This window comes from Streptomyces sp. NPDC057302 (genome assembly GCF_042667685.1).
Taxonomy (GTDB): Bacteria; Actinomycetota; Actinomycetes; order Streptomycetales; family Streptomycetaceae; genus Streptomyces.
In genome coordinates, this window is the sequence record NZ_JBHUZJ010000027.1 from 38,433 (window position 1) to 54,889 (window position 16,457).

13 protein-coding genes are annotated in these 16,457 nt (G+C 71.7%); 3 read left to right on the forward strand and 10 right to left on the reverse strand.

From position 1 onward, the window contains the following. Positions 1–174: 174 nt before the first annotated feature. From ACFUPX_RS20340 to ACFUPX_RS20350, 3 genes are all read right to left on the reverse strand, one after another. Positions 175–936: an NUDIX domain-containing protein gene (locus tag ACFUPX_RS20340; RefSeq protein ID WP_383324060.1), complete on the reverse strand. Its 762-nt coding sequence runs from the start codon at positions 934–936 to the stop codon at positions 175–177. 120 nt (positions 937–1,056) lie between these two features. Then, complete coding sequence (locus ACFUPX_RS20345) at positions 1,057–3,117, reverse strand: glycogen debranching N-terminal domain-containing protein (protein ID WP_383324063.1); 2,061 nt, start codon at positions 3,115–3,117, stop codon at positions 1,057–1,059. Between the two features lie 240 nt (positions 3,118–3,357). Further along, on the reverse strand, positions 3,358–4,824 hold the full coding sequence (locus ACFUPX_RS20350) for a DUF4192 domain-containing protein (RefSeq protein ID WP_383324066.1): 1,467 nt from the start codon (positions 4,822–4,824) through the stop codon (positions 3,358–3,360). Positions 4,825–4,957: 133 nt separating this feature from the next. Here ACFUPX_RS20350 and ACFUPX_RS20355 point away from each other — a divergent pair, with 133 nt between their 5' ends. Both ACFUPX_RS20355 and ACFUPX_RS20360 read left to right on the forward strand, forming a co-directional pair. Beyond that, positions 4,958–7,147 (forward strand): RecQ family ATP-dependent DNA helicase, encoded by a 2,190-nt coding sequence (locus ACFUPX_RS20355; protein ID WP_383324068.1) that lies wholly within the window; start codon positions 4,958–4,960, stop codon positions 7,145–7,147. Positions 7,148–7,358: 211 nt separating this feature from the next. Further along, positions 7,359–7,997, forward strand: a complete 639-nt coding sequence (locus tag ACFUPX_RS20360; RefSeq protein WP_383324071.1) for a hypothetical protein — start codon at positions 7,359–7,361, stop codon at positions 7,995–7,997. Positions 7,998–8,271: 274 nt separating this feature from the next. Here the strand turns inward: ACFUPX_RS20360 and ACFUPX_RS20365 are convergent, their stop codons facing one another. The 3 genes from ACFUPX_RS20365 to ACFUPX_RS20375 all read right to left on the reverse strand — a co-directional run bounded on the left by ACFUPX_RS20365 (position 8,272) and on the right by ACFUPX_RS20375 (position 10,396). Continuing rightward, positions 8,272–8,955, reverse strand: a complete 684-nt coding sequence (locus ACFUPX_RS20365) for a hypothetical protein (protein ID WP_383324074.1) — start codon at positions 8,953–8,955, stop codon at positions 8,272–8,274. Between the two features lie 77 nt (positions 8,956–9,032). Then, positions 9,033–9,734, reverse strand: coding sequence for a ribonuclease HII (locus ACFUPX_RS20370; protein WP_383324077.1), 702 nt, complete (start codon positions 9,732–9,734; stop codon positions 9,033–9,035). A 47-nt stretch (positions 9,735–9,781) separates the two neighbouring features. Beyond that, entirely contained in the window at positions 9,782–10,396 is a 615-nt protein-coding gene (locus tag ACFUPX_RS20375; RefSeq protein ID WP_383324079.1) for a TetR/AcrR family transcriptional regulator, read from the reverse strand. Between the two features lie 124 nt (positions 10,397–10,520). Here ACFUPX_RS20375 and ACFUPX_RS20380 point away from each other — a divergent pair, with 124 nt between their 5' ends. Further along, positions 10,521–12,083: an MFS transporter gene (locus tag ACFUPX_RS20380; RefSeq protein WP_383324082.1), complete on the forward strand. Its 1,563-nt coding sequence runs from the start codon at positions 10,521–10,523 to the stop codon at positions 12,081–12,083. 167 nt (positions 12,084–12,250) lie between these two features. Here ACFUPX_RS20380 and ACFUPX_RS20385 read toward each other — a convergent pair whose 3' ends face one another. The 4 genes from ACFUPX_RS20385 to ACFUPX_RS20400 all read right to left on the reverse strand — a co-directional run bounded on the left by ACFUPX_RS20385 (position 12,251) and on the right by ACFUPX_RS20400 (position 16,453). Then, on the reverse strand, positions 12,251–13,717 hold the full coding sequence (locus ACFUPX_RS20385) for a DUF4153 domain-containing protein (protein WP_383324085.1): 1,467 nt from the start codon (positions 13,715–13,717) through the stop codon (positions 12,251–12,253). Between the two features lie 431 nt (positions 13,718–14,148). Next, positions 14,149–15,057: an ADP-ribosylglycohydrolase family protein gene (locus tag ACFUPX_RS20390; protein WP_383324088.1), complete on the reverse strand. Its 909-nt coding sequence runs from the start codon at positions 15,055–15,057 to the stop codon at positions 14,149–14,151. Between the two features lie 12 nt (positions 15,058–15,069). After that, positions 15,070–15,729: a histidine phosphatase family protein gene (locus tag ACFUPX_RS20395; protein ID WP_383324091.1), complete on the reverse strand. Its 660-nt coding sequence runs from the start codon at positions 15,727–15,729 to the stop codon at positions 15,070–15,072. A gap of 118 nt (positions 15,730–15,847) precedes the next feature. Beyond that, positions 15,848–16,453, reverse strand: coding sequence for a YdbC family protein (locus ACFUPX_RS20400; RefSeq protein WP_383324094.1), 606 nt, complete (start codon positions 16,451–16,453; stop codon positions 15,848–15,850). Positions 16,454–16,457 lie beyond the last annotated feature (4 nt).

Consider the following 16,457-nt stretch of genomic DNA (forward strand, 5'->3'; position numbering starts at 1 on the left):
TCGACGGCCAGGGTTCGTCCGCCGGGTCGGGGACGGACGCACCCCGTGGGTACTTCAGCAAGATAACGCGATATTTCCGTCATTTCGGTCAGGGTGTGAGCCGCGGGTGTCCGCCACACGGCCAGACACCCGCCGGACCGACAGGTGACCAGCGCATGCTCCGTGGCGCGGGCCTCAGACCTCGGGACGCAGCATCGGCGGGTTGAGCAGCGTCGCGCCGCCCGCGCGGAAGAGCTGGGCGGGGCGGCCGCCCTGGCGGGTGGTGGTACCGCCGGTGGGGACGAGGAAGCCCGGCGTGCCGGTCACCTTGCGGTGGAAGTTGCGCGGGTCGAGCACCACCCCCCACACGGCCTCGTACACCCGGCGCAGCTCACCGACGGTGAACTCGGGCGGGCAGAAGGCCGTCGCCAGCGAGGAGTACTCGATCTTCGAGCGGGCGCGCTCCACGCCGTCCGCCAGGATCTGCGCGTGGTCGAAGGCGAGCGGCGCGGCCTGCTCGTCCTCGCGGCCGTACCCGCCCCGGTTGAGCAGCGCCTCGATCGGCGCCCAACGCGCGCTGTGCGCGTCACCGCCGGCCCGTGGTGCGGGCAGATCGGGTGCGAGCGCGAGATGGGCGACGCTGACGACCCGCATCCGAGGATCGCGCTTGGGGTCTCCGTACGTGGCGAGCTGCTCCAGGTGCGCGCCGTTCACCTGGACCGGAGCGTCCGGAGTGTGAGCACACAGCCCCGTCTCCTCGACCAATTCCCGCGCGGCGGCCGCCGACAAATCCTCGTCGTCGCGCACGAATCCGCCGGGAAGCGCCCACCGGCCCTGGAACGGCGCCTCACCCCGCCGTACGGCAAGTGCGCACAGTGCGTGGCGGCGCACGGTCAGCACGACCAGATCGACGGTGACAGCAAAGGGCGGGAAGGCCGACGGGTCGTAGGGCGACATGCCGCGATCATAGTCGTCTGCCTGACGATAAACAGCTCCTCCGGCATCCGATCCCGGCTCGATCGACCGGGCCCGACGTCGGGTTCACGCCACACCCGACGCAGGCCCTCCTCCCGTGGGTCACACCCCCAGCTGCAGCCCGTCCGCCGCCTCCTCGACCATGGCCAGGCCAAGCCTGCTGACGCGTACGGAGAACGGCGCACCCGCGACCCGCAGCCCCGTCAGTCCCAGCTCCCCCAGCGGCACACCGCGGACCGGGCTCAGCGTCACCGTCCCCGAGGGGGCGTCGGGCCGGATCCCGGCGAGCGCCGTGAGGAGATGCACCCCGGCGGCCGCGGCGGTGGCCGCCGGGCGACAGGCAGCGGGATGCGGCAACGGAGCGCCGCCCTCCGTGCGCTGCTCCCCCGCGAACATCTCGGGCAGCCGGTGGCCGAAGGTCTCGGCCGCGGCCAGCACCCCTCGCAGCAGTGCGCTCGCCTCCTTCTCGTAGCCCGCGGCGGCCAGACCCGCGACGGCGACCGCCGTCTCGTGGACACGGACCGCCCCGCCACGATGTCCGAAAGGGTTGTACGCGGCTTCCTTGACGCCCAGGCTCCGCAGCCCCCACCCCGAGTCCATGGCGGGCCCGCCGAGCAGCCGGGCGAGCTGCTCGGTCCGCACCTTGTCCAGCAGTCCTTGCGCGAGCGCGCCCGACCCGAGCAGACCTGTGTCCAGGAGGTGGGCGGCACCGCCGGTGAGCAGGGGCACGGGGCGGCCGTCGGCCAGACGAGCTGCGGCGGGCCGGCCACCCGTGCGGTCCTCCACCCAGAATTCCTCCCGGAACGTGCACCGCATCCGCTCCGCCCACTGCCGCAGGTCGCTGCCGCCCGAACGGCCGTGCGCGTCGAGCAGGTCGGCGCCGAGCAGCGCCGCCCGGTGGGCATGGGCCTGGGTCTCGCAGCGCGCCGGACCATCCGGATACGGGTCCGGCAGGCGCCCTCGGTCGTCGGCCGCCGCGAGCAGCCACCGCAGACAGCGCTCGGCCGCCGGCAGCAACTCCTCCGCCTCCTGGGCCAAAAGCCCCCAACGCCATGCCTCCGCCAGCAGCACCGGAAAGAGCAGCGTGGCCTCGATCCCCGTGCACCCGGGCGGCAGATGCGGCCCCGTGTTCCGCAACGGCCCGGGGATCATGCCCGCCCGCGGCCCCTTGCCCACGAGCTGACGGCGGGCGAGCGTGCGCAGCGTCCCCGCAGCGATGCGCGTACCGAGCGGCAACGCCATCCGGGCGGCCGCGAGCGCCTCGGCCGGTGCGAGACCGCAGCGCCATGGCGCCCCCGCGGCCAGATGGACGTCGGCCGGGTGCTCGGGGTCCCGCAGCAGCAGCGCCTGCAGATCCTCCACCGAGCGGTCCAGCAGCGCCCCGGTCCTGGGATCGTCGCCGACGGCCCGCGCCGTGGCGAGGGAGAGCGAAGCCCCGTTCCCGGTCGCCCGCACCGGGCCCGCCCCCTCCGGCCGTACCCGCAGCTCCAGGCTCCAGGTGCCGCCCGGCGGGAGCTCCACTTCCCAGCGAAGCAGCCCCGCGGAGGCCAGCGCGTCCGCGGGCGCCGGGTGCGCGGTGACCACACAGTGGCCCGCCGGCGAGGCCCAGCGCATGCCGGAGTCGTGCACACTGCCAGGCAGTTCGGGACCCGTGTTGCCGGACGCCACCGCGCCGAGGTCCGCCAGATCCGTGCCGAGCGACACCTCCACGGGCAGCCGCAGGGGGCGTCCTGCGGCACTGCGCAGCACGATCCGCTCCGTGCCGTCCGCGTATCGGGTCCGCTCGACGACCACGTCCGGATCCGGGCCGCCGTCCGCGAACGGACGCAGCGTCGCCACGAAGCGGGCACGGTCGGCCGAGACCATCCGGGCCTGCACGGCGACCGGCTCGCGCCCCGCCACCCGCACTTCGCAGCGGGACAGCAGCCTGCGCCCCGCTCGGTAGAACCCCTCGAGTCCGCGCCCGGTCAGCTGCCCCTGGTCCGTGGAGATCGCCATGGCGGGCAGGGCGACACAGATCAGCGTGGCGTGCGCGGGCGGCAGCTGCGCGGGGCGACGCGGTGCGGGCGCCGGGGCCTGCCCGCCGGACAGGCGCGGTGGAGTCGGCGCGGGCCGCTGGGGACCCTCTCTGCCGGATACAGGAGACGAGGCGGGCAGGGGCATGAGGCGGCTTCTTCTGCGCTGTCCGCGCTACGAGGAGTGGGAGGCCGTACGGCGGCTCGACCCAGGTACGGGTACCGCCACTCAGGTGAACGGACCTGCCCTGCCCCAAGTCACGCCCACGGGACGGGAAGCCACTCGACCGGCCCAGGTCCCGCGCGCACGGCGTCCCGACAGGTGCCCCTCTCGCCTCCGCTCTGCGGTACCGAGCTCCCACGTGTGCTCCCTGCCGAGCTCCCACGTTCATGTGTCGTTCCTCGCTGTGCGCCGGATGGTGCGACGGCGGTTCTGCGGCCCGGTGCTCGGCCTTTCGGTGGCCCGCGACCCGGCGCCGCCCTTCGGGCGCGAGGGACGGCGGCGTCGCGGTGCGGCGCCCACCGGCTCTGCCGCGGGGTCCAAGGGCTCGTCCGGGAGCGGCAGTTCGGGCTGAACCGCCGTCGCGTCACGGTCGGTTCGCTCCCTGCGCAGGCAGCGGCGGATCGGCTCGGGATCCAGGTCGCCGGTGCAGGCGTGCCGCAGGAGTTGCGCGAAGGTGTAACTGGGATCGGCGCACAGCGCCATGTCCAGGGCTTCCTGGCCCTCGGTGGTGTCTCCGAGGGACCACGCGACCCAGCCCGCGAGGGACAGCGGAGCCGCGGCGTGCTCTCCGTAGGCGCCGACGCAGCGACGGGCCAGGGCCCTCCAGAGGCGAAGTGCCGGTGGTGCGCAGTCGCCCTCCATCCATTCCGCCGCCTGATCGCGCGTCGTACGGTCCTGCAGGCCGAGGATCAGCGCCGCCGCCTCGTCGTGTGCGAGGAGGTCGTCGTCCTGGAGATCCGCCTCCGGCCTGTCGCTGATCGGAGGCGCGTCCGTCATGCGCGCCATGATCCTTCGGGCCAGATCGAGTGTGTCGGCGGCGACCTCGGCGTGCCCGTCCTCCTCCAGGATCCGATGCACGAGCGCCATGCCCGCCGCGTCGAGGGCCGCCTCCTGCTCCGTCGCGGCGGCGGACACCCATGGGGTGAGGCGTGCCCGCATCTCCCGGGGCGTGACGCCCACTTGAGCCCCGGCGTAGGCCGTGGCCGCGGCCAGGACCGACGTGCCGGGCCGCGGCAGCGGCACGCCCTGCGGTGGGCAGCACTGCTCGTTCGGGCAGCAGTAGGACCAGAAGCTTCCCGCAGAGATGCACACGACCTCGAACACGGGGACGTCGAGGCTTCCGCAGGCGGTGCGGATCACTTGCGCCAGCGGTCGCAGGCGCTCCATGACCTGCTGTCCGGATTCGGCCCCGACGGGCTCCGCGCACAGGAAGGCGACAACGCCGTCGGGCCGCGCTCCCCGCCGCTCGCAGCCGCCCACCAGACACTGGGCGAGTTGCTCCGCGATGGGCGGCCAGTCCTCCGCGCGCCCTGGAATACCGAGGCGCACCCGCCCACCGAACCGGCCCCGATCGCCGTGCAGTGCGATGAGGACGACGCTCTCCTCGGGCCGGAACCCGAGCAGGTACGGCAGGGCGTCCGCGAGCTCGGCCGGGGTGCGCAGGGTCACCAGGGTCTCGTCATCGATGTGGCCGATGGGGCCGGTGGGGTCGATGGGGTTTCCGGGATTGACGGGAGTGATGGAGCCGGCGGCATCGGCAGCGCCGGTGGTGTTGGTGGGGTCGGCAGCGCCGGTGGAGTCAGTGGTGTCAGTGGTGTCGATCGGGTCGTTTTGTTCGCTGTGGTTCGCCATGCGCCGACTCTCCCGCGGATCGCAAGATTCCGGTTTGGCCTGTGGATAACCACGATCAGGGGCACGCCAAGAGTTATCCACAGCTCGGTGGACTCGTTCGCCTAATGTCAGACCCATCGGGTTGCATGGGGGCATGAGCAACGAAGATCTGCGCACGGCGGCCGATTCCGTACTCGCCCGCCTCGTCGGCGGCCCGACGCCCGCAAGCGGCGAAGCGTCACCGTCAGGCGGTCCACAGTTGCGCGAGGACCAGTGGCGCGCGATCGAAGCGCTGGTCGCCGACAAGCGCCGGGCGCTGGTCGTACAGCGCACGGGCTGGGGCAAGTCCGCCGTGTACTTCGTCGCGACCGCGCTGCTGCGGGAGCGGGGCAGCGGTCCCACCGTGATCGTCTCCCCGCTGCTCGCGCTCATGCGCAACCAGGTCGAGTCGGCGGCGCGCGCCGGAATCACCGCCCGCACGATCAACTCCTCCAATACGGAGGAGTGGGAGACCATCCAGGCCGAGGTGGCCTCAGGCGACGTGGACGTCCTTCTCGTCAGCCCGGAACGGCTGAACAACCCGGACTTCCGCGATCAGGTCCTGCCCAAGCTCGCCGCGGCGACGGGTCTGCTCGTGGTCGACGAGGCGCACTGCATCTCGGACTGGGGCCATGACTTCCGGCCCGACTACCGACGGCTGCGCACCATGCTCGCCGACCTGCCGCCGGGCGTCCCCGTGCTGGCCACGACCGCGACGGCCAACGCGCGCGTGACGGCCGACGTGGCCGAGCAGCTGGGCACCGGCGGCAGCTCGGACGCACTCGTGCTGCGCGGGCCCCTGGACCGCGAGAGCCTGAGCCTGAGCGTGCTCCAACTTCCCAACGCCGCACACCGGTTGGCCTGGCTCGCCGACCACCTGGAGGAGCTGCCGGGTTCGGGAATCATCTATACCCTCACCGTCGCCGCCGCCGAGGAGATCACCGCCTTCTTGCGGCAGTGCGGGCACACCGTCACCTCGTACACGGGAAAGACGGAGAACGCGGACCGTCAGCAGGCCGAGGAGGATCTGCTCGCCAACCGCGTGAAGGCCCTGGTCGCCACCTCCGCCCTGGGGATGGGCTTCGACAAACCCGACCTCGGTTTCGTGGTGCACCTCGGCTCGCCCTCCTCCCCGATCGCGTACTACCAGCAGGTCGGCCGCGCGGGCCGCGGTGTCGATCACGCGGAGGTCCTCCTCCTTCCGGGCAAGGAGGACGAGGCGATCTGGAACTACTTCGCCTCGCTCGCCTTCCCGCCCGAGGAGCAGGTCCGGCGCACGCTGGACGTCCTCGCGGAGGCGGGCAGGCCGCTGTCGCTGCCCGCACTGGAGCCGCTGGTCGAGCTGCGCAGGTCACGGCTGGAGACGATGCTCAAGGTCCTCGACGTGGACGGCGCGGTCCGGCGCGTCAAGGGCGGCTGGACCTCCACGGGGATGCCCTGGGCGTACGACGCCGAGCGCTATGCCTGGGTCGCCAAGCAGCGCCAGACCGAACAGCAGGCGATGCGTGATTACGCCACGACGACCGGCTGCCGGATGGAGTTCCTGCGCCGGCAGCTGGACGACGAGGCGGCGGAGCCCTGCGGGCGCTGCGACAACTGCGCGGGCGCACGCTTCACCGACGCCGTGTCCTCCGGAGCACTGGACACGGCACAGGGCGAGTTGGTCCGCGCGGGTGTCGACGTGGAACCTCGCAGGATGTGGCCGACCGGGCTCGCCGCGGTCGGCGTCGACCTCAAGGGACGTATCCCCGTGGGCGAGCAGGCATCCCAGGGACGGGCCCTGGGGCGACTCTCGGACATTGGATGGGGCAACCGGCTCCGGCCGATGCTCGCCCCGCAGGCCCCTGACGGGCCGGTGCCCGACGACGTGGCCAATGCCGTGGTCGGCGTCCTCGCGGACTGGGCGAAGGGACCCGGCGGGTGGGCCTCGGGTGGCGCCGACACCCAGCCGCGGCCGGCCGGCGTCGTGACCATGTCGTCGCACACCCGGCCCCAGCTCATCCAGTCGCTGGGCGCGCGGATCGCCGAGGTCGGCCGCCTTCCCCTCCTCGGCTCCATCGAGTACGCCGCCGGAGCCGATACGGCACACGTGCCGAGGAGCAACAGCGCCCAGCGCCTGCGCGCCCTCGACGGGGCACTGACCGTGCCCTTGGAACTCGCCGCCGCGCTCCGGGAAGCGGGCGGTCCCGTTCTGCTCGTCGACGATCTGATGGACAGCGGCTGGACCCTCGCCGTGGCCGCGCGCATGCTTCGCCGAGCCGGGGCCAAGGGGGTGTTGCCGCTGGTCCTGGCCGTGCAAGGCTGACGCAAGCGTCGATGTGCGCCACCGTGGGCAGGGATATAGGTGGCGCATCACCAGATACCGGTCGGCAGTCCCAATTGCTCGTTGCCGCAAGGCAGTACGACGGGAAGAATTGGAACCGCTCCCGCGCGGCTTCCCGTGGCCCGGTAGGGCTGTGCCGCGGTGCGCTCCCCAGTCCACCCCGCCCTCTGGGCGCGTAGCCGAAGGGAGGACCGTGACCTTCGGATTTCCTCCGTCCGCTGCGGCATCGATGTCGGAGTCTTCGACATCGGCTGAGATGTCCGCCGATCCCGCCAACCGACTGGCCCGGATGCTCGAGCCCGCGGAGTGGTCAGCCGCGGGAATTCCCCTGCTGCGCAATCCGCGTGAGGTCGTCAGCGGCCTGCATGCCCGGCATCGCCCGACGCCCACCACAGCTGTCGTCGCCGTCCTCGATCCGGAGGAACGGCTGCGGGCGAGCGCTTCGTTCACCCGGCGGCCGAGCGCGGCGGACGGCTGGGTCTTCCGTAACGCACTGCTCGCGCAGTTGCGTCGGGTCATCCCGCACGATCTGCGGCGCCGTACTCCGGTGCGCACCGCCGTCCTGCTCTACTGCCGTGACGGTGACGCGCGTTGGACGCAGGAGGACGGCGCGTGGATGTGGGGGCTGCGGGACGCCTGCACGCTGCACGGGCTGCGCTGCGGCGCCTACATCACGCTGACCCGTGACGGCTGGCAGGTGCTCGGCGAGAACCGCGGCGGCCGTCGGCCCAGCACCGGGTCGAGCCCAGAGGCCTTCGCCGACACCGATCCGCCGCCACCGCGCACCGGCGGCGCCGCGTCCGACGTACTGAGCCGAGCGGCGGCACGCTGAGGCGTCCGTCGTACCCCGCCACGAGGGCGGGCCGCAGGCATGGGCCGGTGCGCCCCGCCGTTTGCGCGGCGCGGGGTACCCGACGCATGCGGGCAGAGGCTCACGCAGACATGCCGCGGGTCAACAAAGCTCACCCGGCCATGCCACGGACACCGACCACCCGCCTGGCGCCGGACACCCGACGTCGACCACCCGACACCCCGCCTCGGCAGGTGCTGACCGACGACGGACGTCGGACAGCAGAAGCCGGAGCGCGGGTGTCAGACAGCGAACGTCAGACGCCCGCGCCCAGCATCGCGTTGATCCGCTGCGGGTCACCGCAGACGATCAGCAGGGCTCCGGCCCGGGTGAGCGCCGTCGGCAGCGCGCCGACCGCGGTCTCCTCGGCGCCGCCGTTGATGGCGACGACGACCACGGGGCGGGACACGGCACGGTCCAGGGCGGCGGCGTCCGCGTAGAAGACGTCGTCGCCCGCGTCGTGCTGAGCCCAGTAGGAGGCCTCGCCGAACGACAGCTCGTGCGTGGCCCACGGGTGCGGGTCGCCGGTGGTGACCACCAGGACCTCACCCGGAGCGCGGCCCGAGTCGAGCAGCAGGTCGACGGCTTCCTCGGCGGCGTCGAGCGCCCCCTCGGCGGAAGCCGGGATCAGCTGGATCTGCGGAACCGAAGCGCCGGCATCCGTGGCGGAACCCGCGGGCGAACCAGCGGGCACGGCAGGAGCGGTGGAGGGTCCGGAAGCAGCCGGGGCGGAAAGCCCGGGCTTGGCGGCCGGCTCACGCGACGTGCGCTGCGCCGGCGGCGTCGGCCGGGCGGGGCCCGGTCGGCCAGGACGCGGCACAGCCGCGGGACGCGGGCCGGGAACGGGGCGGGGGGTCGGCGTGATGCGGCCACTGGCCGGGGTCACGCGGGGACCCTGGGCACTCTCGTGAATCTGAGGCTCCTCGGGACTGAGAGGCATGCGTTGTTGTCTATCAAATGCCGATGCGCGCGGCATCGGCGGGTGGCACATGAGTGCGAGTGGAACTGCAGGAAGCGTCAGAAGTCGAAGCCGAGCTGGCCCTCGATTTCCGGAACGCTTCCATCCGCCCAGCTGCGGGCCTTCTTGAGGTGCCGCCACTGGGGCAACGCATCAAGATACGCCCACGACATCCGGTGGTACGGGGTGGGCCCCCGCTCCGCCAGCGCGGCCTTGTGCACCGGCGACGGATAGCCGGCGTTGGCCGCAAAACCGAAGTCTGCATGTTCGATACCCAGTTCGGCCATCATTTTGTCGCGCCGAACCTTGGCGATCACCGACGCCGCGGCGACGGCCACACAGGATTGGTCGCCCTTGATCACCGTACGAACCCGCCAAGGAGTCCCGAGATAGTCGTGCTTCCCGTCGAGAATCACGGCTTCAGGACGCACCGGCAGCGCCTCCAGGGCGCGCACGGCGGCGAGCCGCAGCGCGGCGGTCATCCCCATGCCGTCGATCTCCTCGGGCGAGGAATGCCCCAGGGCGTAGGACGTGACCCAGCTCTCCAGCTCCCCGGCGAGCGTGGTGCGCCGCTTGGGAGTGATCAGCTTGGAGTCGGTGAGCCCTTCGGGCGGCCTGCGCAGTCCCGTGATCGCCGCACAGACGGTGACCGGTCCCGCCCACGCTCCGCGCCCGACTTCGTCGACGCCGGCAACGATCTTCGCTCCGGTGGTAGCGCGAAGGGAGCGCTCGACGGTGTGGGTGGGTGGTTCGTACGGCATGGCGCCAGACAGCGTACGCCGCCGGATGCCACCCGCGACACCCAGGCCTACCGACGGAGCAGCGGAACCATGACCTGGTCGATCAGTTCGGCGAACTCCTCGTCCCCCCATTCGCTCCCGCACACCTTGGAGCGATACATCATCATCGCCGGAATGACGTCGCACACGTAGGGGTCCATGGCCTCGGGACGCACCTCTCCACGCTCGACCCCCCGGCGTACGACCTCTTTGATCAGCTCCACGCTCGGCATGATGACCCCGTCGAAGATCACCCCATGAAATCGCTCGGCCGCCACCGTGTCGCACTCGTGAAGGACGGCACGGAGAGCGAATCCGGGCCGCGAGAACATCGCCTCACGCATCTGCCGGCACAGTTGCAGGAGATCCTCCCTGACCCCGCCGCAGTCCGGTGCGGAGTCGAGTTTCGGCAAGCCGGCCTGCAGCGCGTCCACGACGAGGTCCTCCTTGGAGGGCCAGCGGCGATAGACCGCGGCCTTGCCGGTCTGCGCGCCCGCGGCCACACCTTCCATCGTCAGGCCGTTCCAGCCGACGGTGCTGAGCTGCTCGAGCGTGGCCTCGAGGATCGCCCGTTCGAGGACGGGACCCCGTCGGCGCAGGGAGGCCGTCTGAGCGGCAGCGGCGCTCCAGCGCGAAGTAGGCATGGATATCACTCCGTTGGGTGTCGAGGCAGTGTCAGTGAACGGTTGCGTTCACTGATGGGGAGTCACTACCGTTGAGGGGACAGTGAACGGGAGCGTTCACTAAGGCACTTGTGGGGGACCCATAGTGACAACCTCTCAGTTAACTCAGGATCAAGGGCCAAAGCCCGGCGCCGCCCGCCGGGAAGGCCGGCCCGGAATCGCCCTGACCGTCATCGCGGCCTGCCAACTCATGGTGGTCCTCGACGCGACGATTGTGAACATCGCGCTCCCGCACATTCAGGACGCGCTCAAATTCTCCACCACCGACCTCACTTGGGTCGTCAGCGCGTACACCCTCACCTTTGGCGGCCTGCTGCTGCTCGGTGGCCGCGCCGGTGACGTCCTCGGCCGCCGCCGGGTCTTCATGACCGGCATCCTCGTCTTCACCCTCGCCTCGCTCCTGGGCGGATTCGCCCAGGAACCCTGGCAGTTGCTGGCGGCGCGCGCACTGCAGGGCGTAGGCGGCGCGATCGCCTCACCCACCTCCCTGGCACTCATCACCACGACGTTTCCCGAAGGTCCCGAGCGCAATCGCGCGTTCGGTGTCTTCGCGGCCGTCTCCGCGGGCGGCGGCGCCATCGGCCTGCTGGCCGGCGGCATGCTCACGGAGTGGCTCGACTGGCGCTGGGTGCTGTTCGTGAACGTACCCATCGGCATCCTGATCGCCTTCCTCGCCCCGCTCTACATCAGCGAGTCCGAGCGCCATCCGGGCCGCTTCGACATCGCGGGCGCCCTCACCTCGACGCTCGGCATGGCCTCCCTGGTCTACGGATTCATCCGGGCGGCCGAGGAGGGCTGGCGCGACAGTCTCACCCTGGCGTCGTTCGGCGCGGCGGTCGTGCTGCTCCTGGCCTTCGCCCTGATCGAGAGCCGGGCCAAGGAACCGATCACTCCGCTCAAGATGTTCGCCGACCGCAACCGCTCGGGCTCGTACGTGATCATGCTGAGCCTGGCCGCGGCGATGTTCGGCATGTTCTTCTTCATCGTGCTCTTCGTCCAGAACGTACTGGGCTACACACCGATCGAAGCGGGCCTGGCCTTCCTGCCGGTCACGGTCGCGATCGTGGCGGGCGCGGGCATCTCCCAACGGCTGCTCCCGGTCCTCGGCCCCAAGCCGTTCATGGTGATCGGCTCGGCCCTCGTCGCCCTCGGACTCGGCTGGCAGACCTTCATCAGCCCGGACAGTACGTACGTGAGCGGGGTACTGGGCCCGATGCTGCTGTTCGGCTTCGGCATGGGTCTGAACTTCGTGACCCTTACATTGACGGCCGTCTCCGGAGTGGCCCCGCACGAGGCGGGCGCGGCATCCGGGCTGCTCAACGCGACGCAGCAGGTGGGCGGTTCACTCGGCCTCTCCATCCTGACCACGGTGTTCGGCACAGCGAGCCGGGACGAGGGCAAGGAGCAGATGGCGGACTTCATGGCGAACGGATCGCCGGAACAGAAGGCCGCCTTCGCCAAGACCGGTGAGCTACCGGCGCCCTGGGGACACGAGGTGTTGTCCGAGGGGATCTCGACTGCCTTCATACCGGCCGTCGCGATGGCCTTGCTCGCCTTGGTCACCGCCGTGGTGCTGGTCCGGGTGCGCAAGAGCGACATAGACGCGCTGTCCGGCACGGCGAGCGCGGCGGGTCCTGCAAGCGGCTGACAGAGCCGCGGCGGGGGCGTACGCGCCCAAGGGCCGTCCATGGCGGAGAGGGCGGCACGTACGCCCTCAGGTCGCCTTGGACGGCCACAGCCGCGCCCTCGTCGGCCTCGCGATGCCGCTCGTGCCGACACCCGGCCCGCGAGGCAGGCAGCCTGCCGGGGGGTGCCTCAGCGGTACGAGTCCCCGTCCTCCTGGCCAACCGCGTGGCAGCCCACCGCGGATGCCTCGAACGGTCGTTCCTCGATGATCTCCCTGGCCCGCGCCTCCCCCAGGCTGGTGGCGTACCAAGGGCCCCGCTCGGGCCCGAGGCCCTTCGCGATGCCCTCAAGGGCACAGGAGCGCAGCGGCTCCGGCAGCCCGTCGACGGCCGGTGCCGCATCGGCCGACAGGTCGCGCGCGTACTCCAGGTCGAACTTCCCGGTCTCCTCGTAGCGCTGGACATTGCGCTCGGCGATGAGCCCGTCGGGCGAAAGGAGCCCGAAGGCGAGCACTCCGGCCGCGGCACTCGCGGCGACGGCGCGCGGCAGCCAACGAGCGCCCCACACCCCGGCCGCCATGATCAGTACGACGACCAGGCCGAGCCAGAGCTCCACCGCCACGACCGACACCCTGAGCCGGGTCAGGCCGTACGCGTCGACGTACATGTCCATGCGCCGCACAGCTGACGCCACGACGACGAGCGTGAGGGCGCAAAGCGTACCGAGCACGGCCCGCACCAGGCCTCGGTCGCGGGCCCCGTCACGAGGCGCCCAGCGCAGGGCCAGGACGATGACGGCCAGAGTGAGCAGCGTGGCGACCAGCAGCTGCCAGAAGCCCTGGCGCGCGTACGCGGCGTACGAGAGGTCGGTCTTCTCCAGTACCGCGTCGTACCCACCGAAGAGCACGGCCAGCTGCACCACGTTGAACGCGGCGAACAACAGGTTCAGGACGATCAGCGGCAGCGCCCACTCGACGCGGCCACGCTCCCGGCCGGGACCCACGACGAGCCGGTCCCAGCGCACGGGCGCGGCAGCGGTGTGCGCCGCGGCGAGCGCTCCGATGATCCCGGCCGCGAAGAGCAGCACACGCCACGGCCCCTCGGAAACGGAAGCATCGGGCATCAGGTCGCCCAGAAGTCCCGCGAAGGCGGCGTCGGCCCCGGCGAACAGCGCGCCGAAGACCAGCAGCAGCACGGCGGTCACCGCGACCGCCCGTAGGACGGGCCCGCTCCGGGCCCCGCCCGTGCGCTCCCGCGCCCCGCGCCAGCCCCAGCCCAGGCCGGAGAGCGCCGCGTCGAAGAGACCGAGCGGGCCGAGCAGGACGCCGAGCCAGGTGCGGGAGCCGTGCAGGGCGAGCGAGCCGAGTGCGACGGCGGAGACGATGGCGAGGAACGAGGGCCATCCCGCGTCCCGCAGCGCGGGCACGGCCAGCAGCGCGAGGCTGCCGATCACCCAGGCCAGCGTCCAGGGCCGCGGCCTGCGACCGGCCTGTTCGGCGGCGAAGTACGCGGCGAGGGCGGCGGGCATCGCGACGATCAGCAGGTTGAGTGCGAGGCCGTCGCCGAGCAGCAGCATGCTCAGCAGGCCGGTCGCGAGCACCGCGCCGAGCGTTCCTGTGCGGACCGGAGCGGGCGGGTCGGCCCGCAGATCGGCCATGAACGGCTCGTGTTTGTGGGCGGCCGGGTACTCCCAGTCGGCACGAGGCTGTGGGCTCCCGTCCGCGGGACGTGGCCTGGGCACGGCGTCCTCGGGCTGGTCGCGCTCCTCAGGTCCCTCTGGATTCTTAGATGGATCTCTTGGTGGATCTCTTGGTGGATCTTCCACATCTGATGGCTCAGGCGTGGACGGTGTATCGGACACGGGACCCCCTCCCGGCCGGTCCGCACGCGCAGCAGACGGCACGCACGCGTGGCGGGGCCGCCGGGCGACCGGCATCTCGTTGAGGACACGCAAGTCATGATCAACTCACGGCCTGGCGGTAAGGGTAGCCGCGAGGCCGTCGACGGCCCCCGCATCGGCCGCGCTGTGGCATGACCGTGACAGTCACACCGGAGCCACGGACGACGAGACCCGGGGCCGCCCCGAAGTCAGCCCGGCGCGACCGGCACCCAGCCGGGCAACGCCTCGGTCCGCTCCCACCACTCCTCGGAGGGCGCGCCGCCCTCACCGGAAGCGACCACTCCGCCCACGATGGCGCAGGTCGTGTCCATGTCGCCGCCCACCTGAGCGGTGGACCAGATGGCCCGCTCATAGGCGCCGAGGCCACGAGCGGCCGACCACAGCGCGAACGGCACCGTGTCATGAGCGGTCGTGCGACGACCGCAGCCGAGGACCGCGGCGACCGTCGCCGCGTCTCCGTAGTCGAGCATGTCCCGGGCCCGGCGGAGCCCTGCCCCCACGGCGCTGCGGGGCACGAGGTCGATGACGCCGTCGAGCAGGGCCTTCGGCGCGGGCGGTCCCGCGGGGTCGGCCGCCAGCGCCGAGGCGGCGGCCACCGCCATGGCGCCCACGACGGCCTCACGGTGCTGGTGCGTGGGGTAGGCGGAGATCTCCGCCTGGTGCGTCGCCTGCTCCGGGTCGTCCGCGTACCAGGCGCCGAGCGGCGCGATCCGCATGGCCGCCCCGTTGCCCCAGGAGCCCTGCCCCTTGAACAGCGCGGAGGCCAGCTCGCGCCAGTCCCCACCCTCCCGGACCTGCCGGAGCAGCCGGTTCACGGCAGGGCCGTAACCGCGGTCGAAGTCGTGGTGCTCGGCGAAGGACAGGGCGAGCGCGTCCTGGTCGATCCGTTCGTGACGGACCAGGACCGCGAACACGGAGCAGGCCATCTCGGTGTCGTCGGTCCACTGCCAGGGGCCTGGGGGCACTTCCCGTCGCTTCAGCAGCGGGTAGTTCGCGGGCACGAAGAACTGAGAGCCCAGCGCGTCCCCCACCGCCAGTCCACGCAGGCTGGCCAGAGCGCGGGCCAGGCGCCGGTCGGGAGAGGAGTCAGCGGTCATCGCCCTGCCACTCTATCCGGTGACGCCGTACGGTTCGGGTTCGCGCCAGCGTTCGAACGGCCGGTCCAGTGTGTACTTGCCGTCGTCGCCCAGCACCAGCGTCCGCATTTCGCCGTTGCCGGGGTTGGACAGCGACTCGAAGTCCGCCACCGACCAGTGGAACCAGCGCATGCAGAACAGCCGCATGGTCAGGCCGTGGGTGACCAGGAGGACGTTCGGCGGATGGTCCGGAGCCTCGAAGCTCCGGTACAGGCTCTCCAGGAACGCCCCGACCCTGTCGTACACGTCGGCCCCCGACTCTCCCTGGGCGAAGCGGTAGAAGAAGTGTCCGTACGCGTCGCGGTACGCCTTCTGCAGCCTGACGTCGTCCCGGTCCTGCCAGTTCCCCCAGTCCTGCTCCCGCAGCCGCGGCTCCTCACGCACCCGCACCAGGTCGGGGTCGAGCCGCAGGGCCCGGAAGGTCTCGTGGGTACGCCGATAGGGCGAGACGTACACGCTCACCCGCTCCAGGCCGACAGCGTCGCGCAGCTGCCCGCCCGTCTCGTCCGCCTGCCGCCACCCCTTCTCGGTGAGCGCCAGCGCGTGGTCGGGTTCGCGTTCGTACACGGTGTCGTCGGCGTTTCCGGCCGACTCGCCGTGCCGGACAAGGAAGATGCGCCGGGGACGTGCCATACGGAAACCCTAGATCGGCCCTTCCCGGGCGGCTCAACCGGTCGGCCGTCCGGGCTCCATCCGGCGTATGCGGCCGCCATCCGCCGGCCCCGCCTCCCGGTAGCTCACCCGTGCGACGTCACACCGTCCACGACGGCTCCAGTTCCACGATGTCGCCGGCCAGCGCCGCGACATCCGCCTCCGTCTGGGCGCGCAGCGAGAGGCGTTCCACCCGTTCCCTGCGGTACTTGCCGTGCTCGGCGGCCGAGAGCCACATGGAGAGGACGAGGAATTCGTGCCCGGGTGCCTCTCCGAAGAGCCCGCGCACCATCCCCGGAGAGCCCGCCATCGCCGGGTTCCAGACCTTCTCCTGCATCAGCGCGAAGTGCTCCACCCGCGCCTCGCGGACCCGGCAGTGCGCCACCCGCACCACGTCGGCGTCCGTGAAGCGCGGTTCGAAGCCCGTCTTCACGTCGAAACGGTGGTCGAAGAGCTTGATCTGGATGTCCTTGAAGGTGCCTGACTGCGTGGCGGCGAGCCGGTCATGGGAGCGTGCCATGAAGGAGTCGTAGAAGGCTCTGCTCTCCCAGAAGCCGAATACGTGCGCTACACCCGGCCGCTCACGGCTCCACCCTCCACCCTGTCCCCGGAACCCCGGCTCCCCCAGAAGCCCCGCCCACTTTCGCTGTCCCCGCTCGAACCCCCGTCGGTCCACCACGGTGCAGCGAATCCACTTGACCAGCACCGCG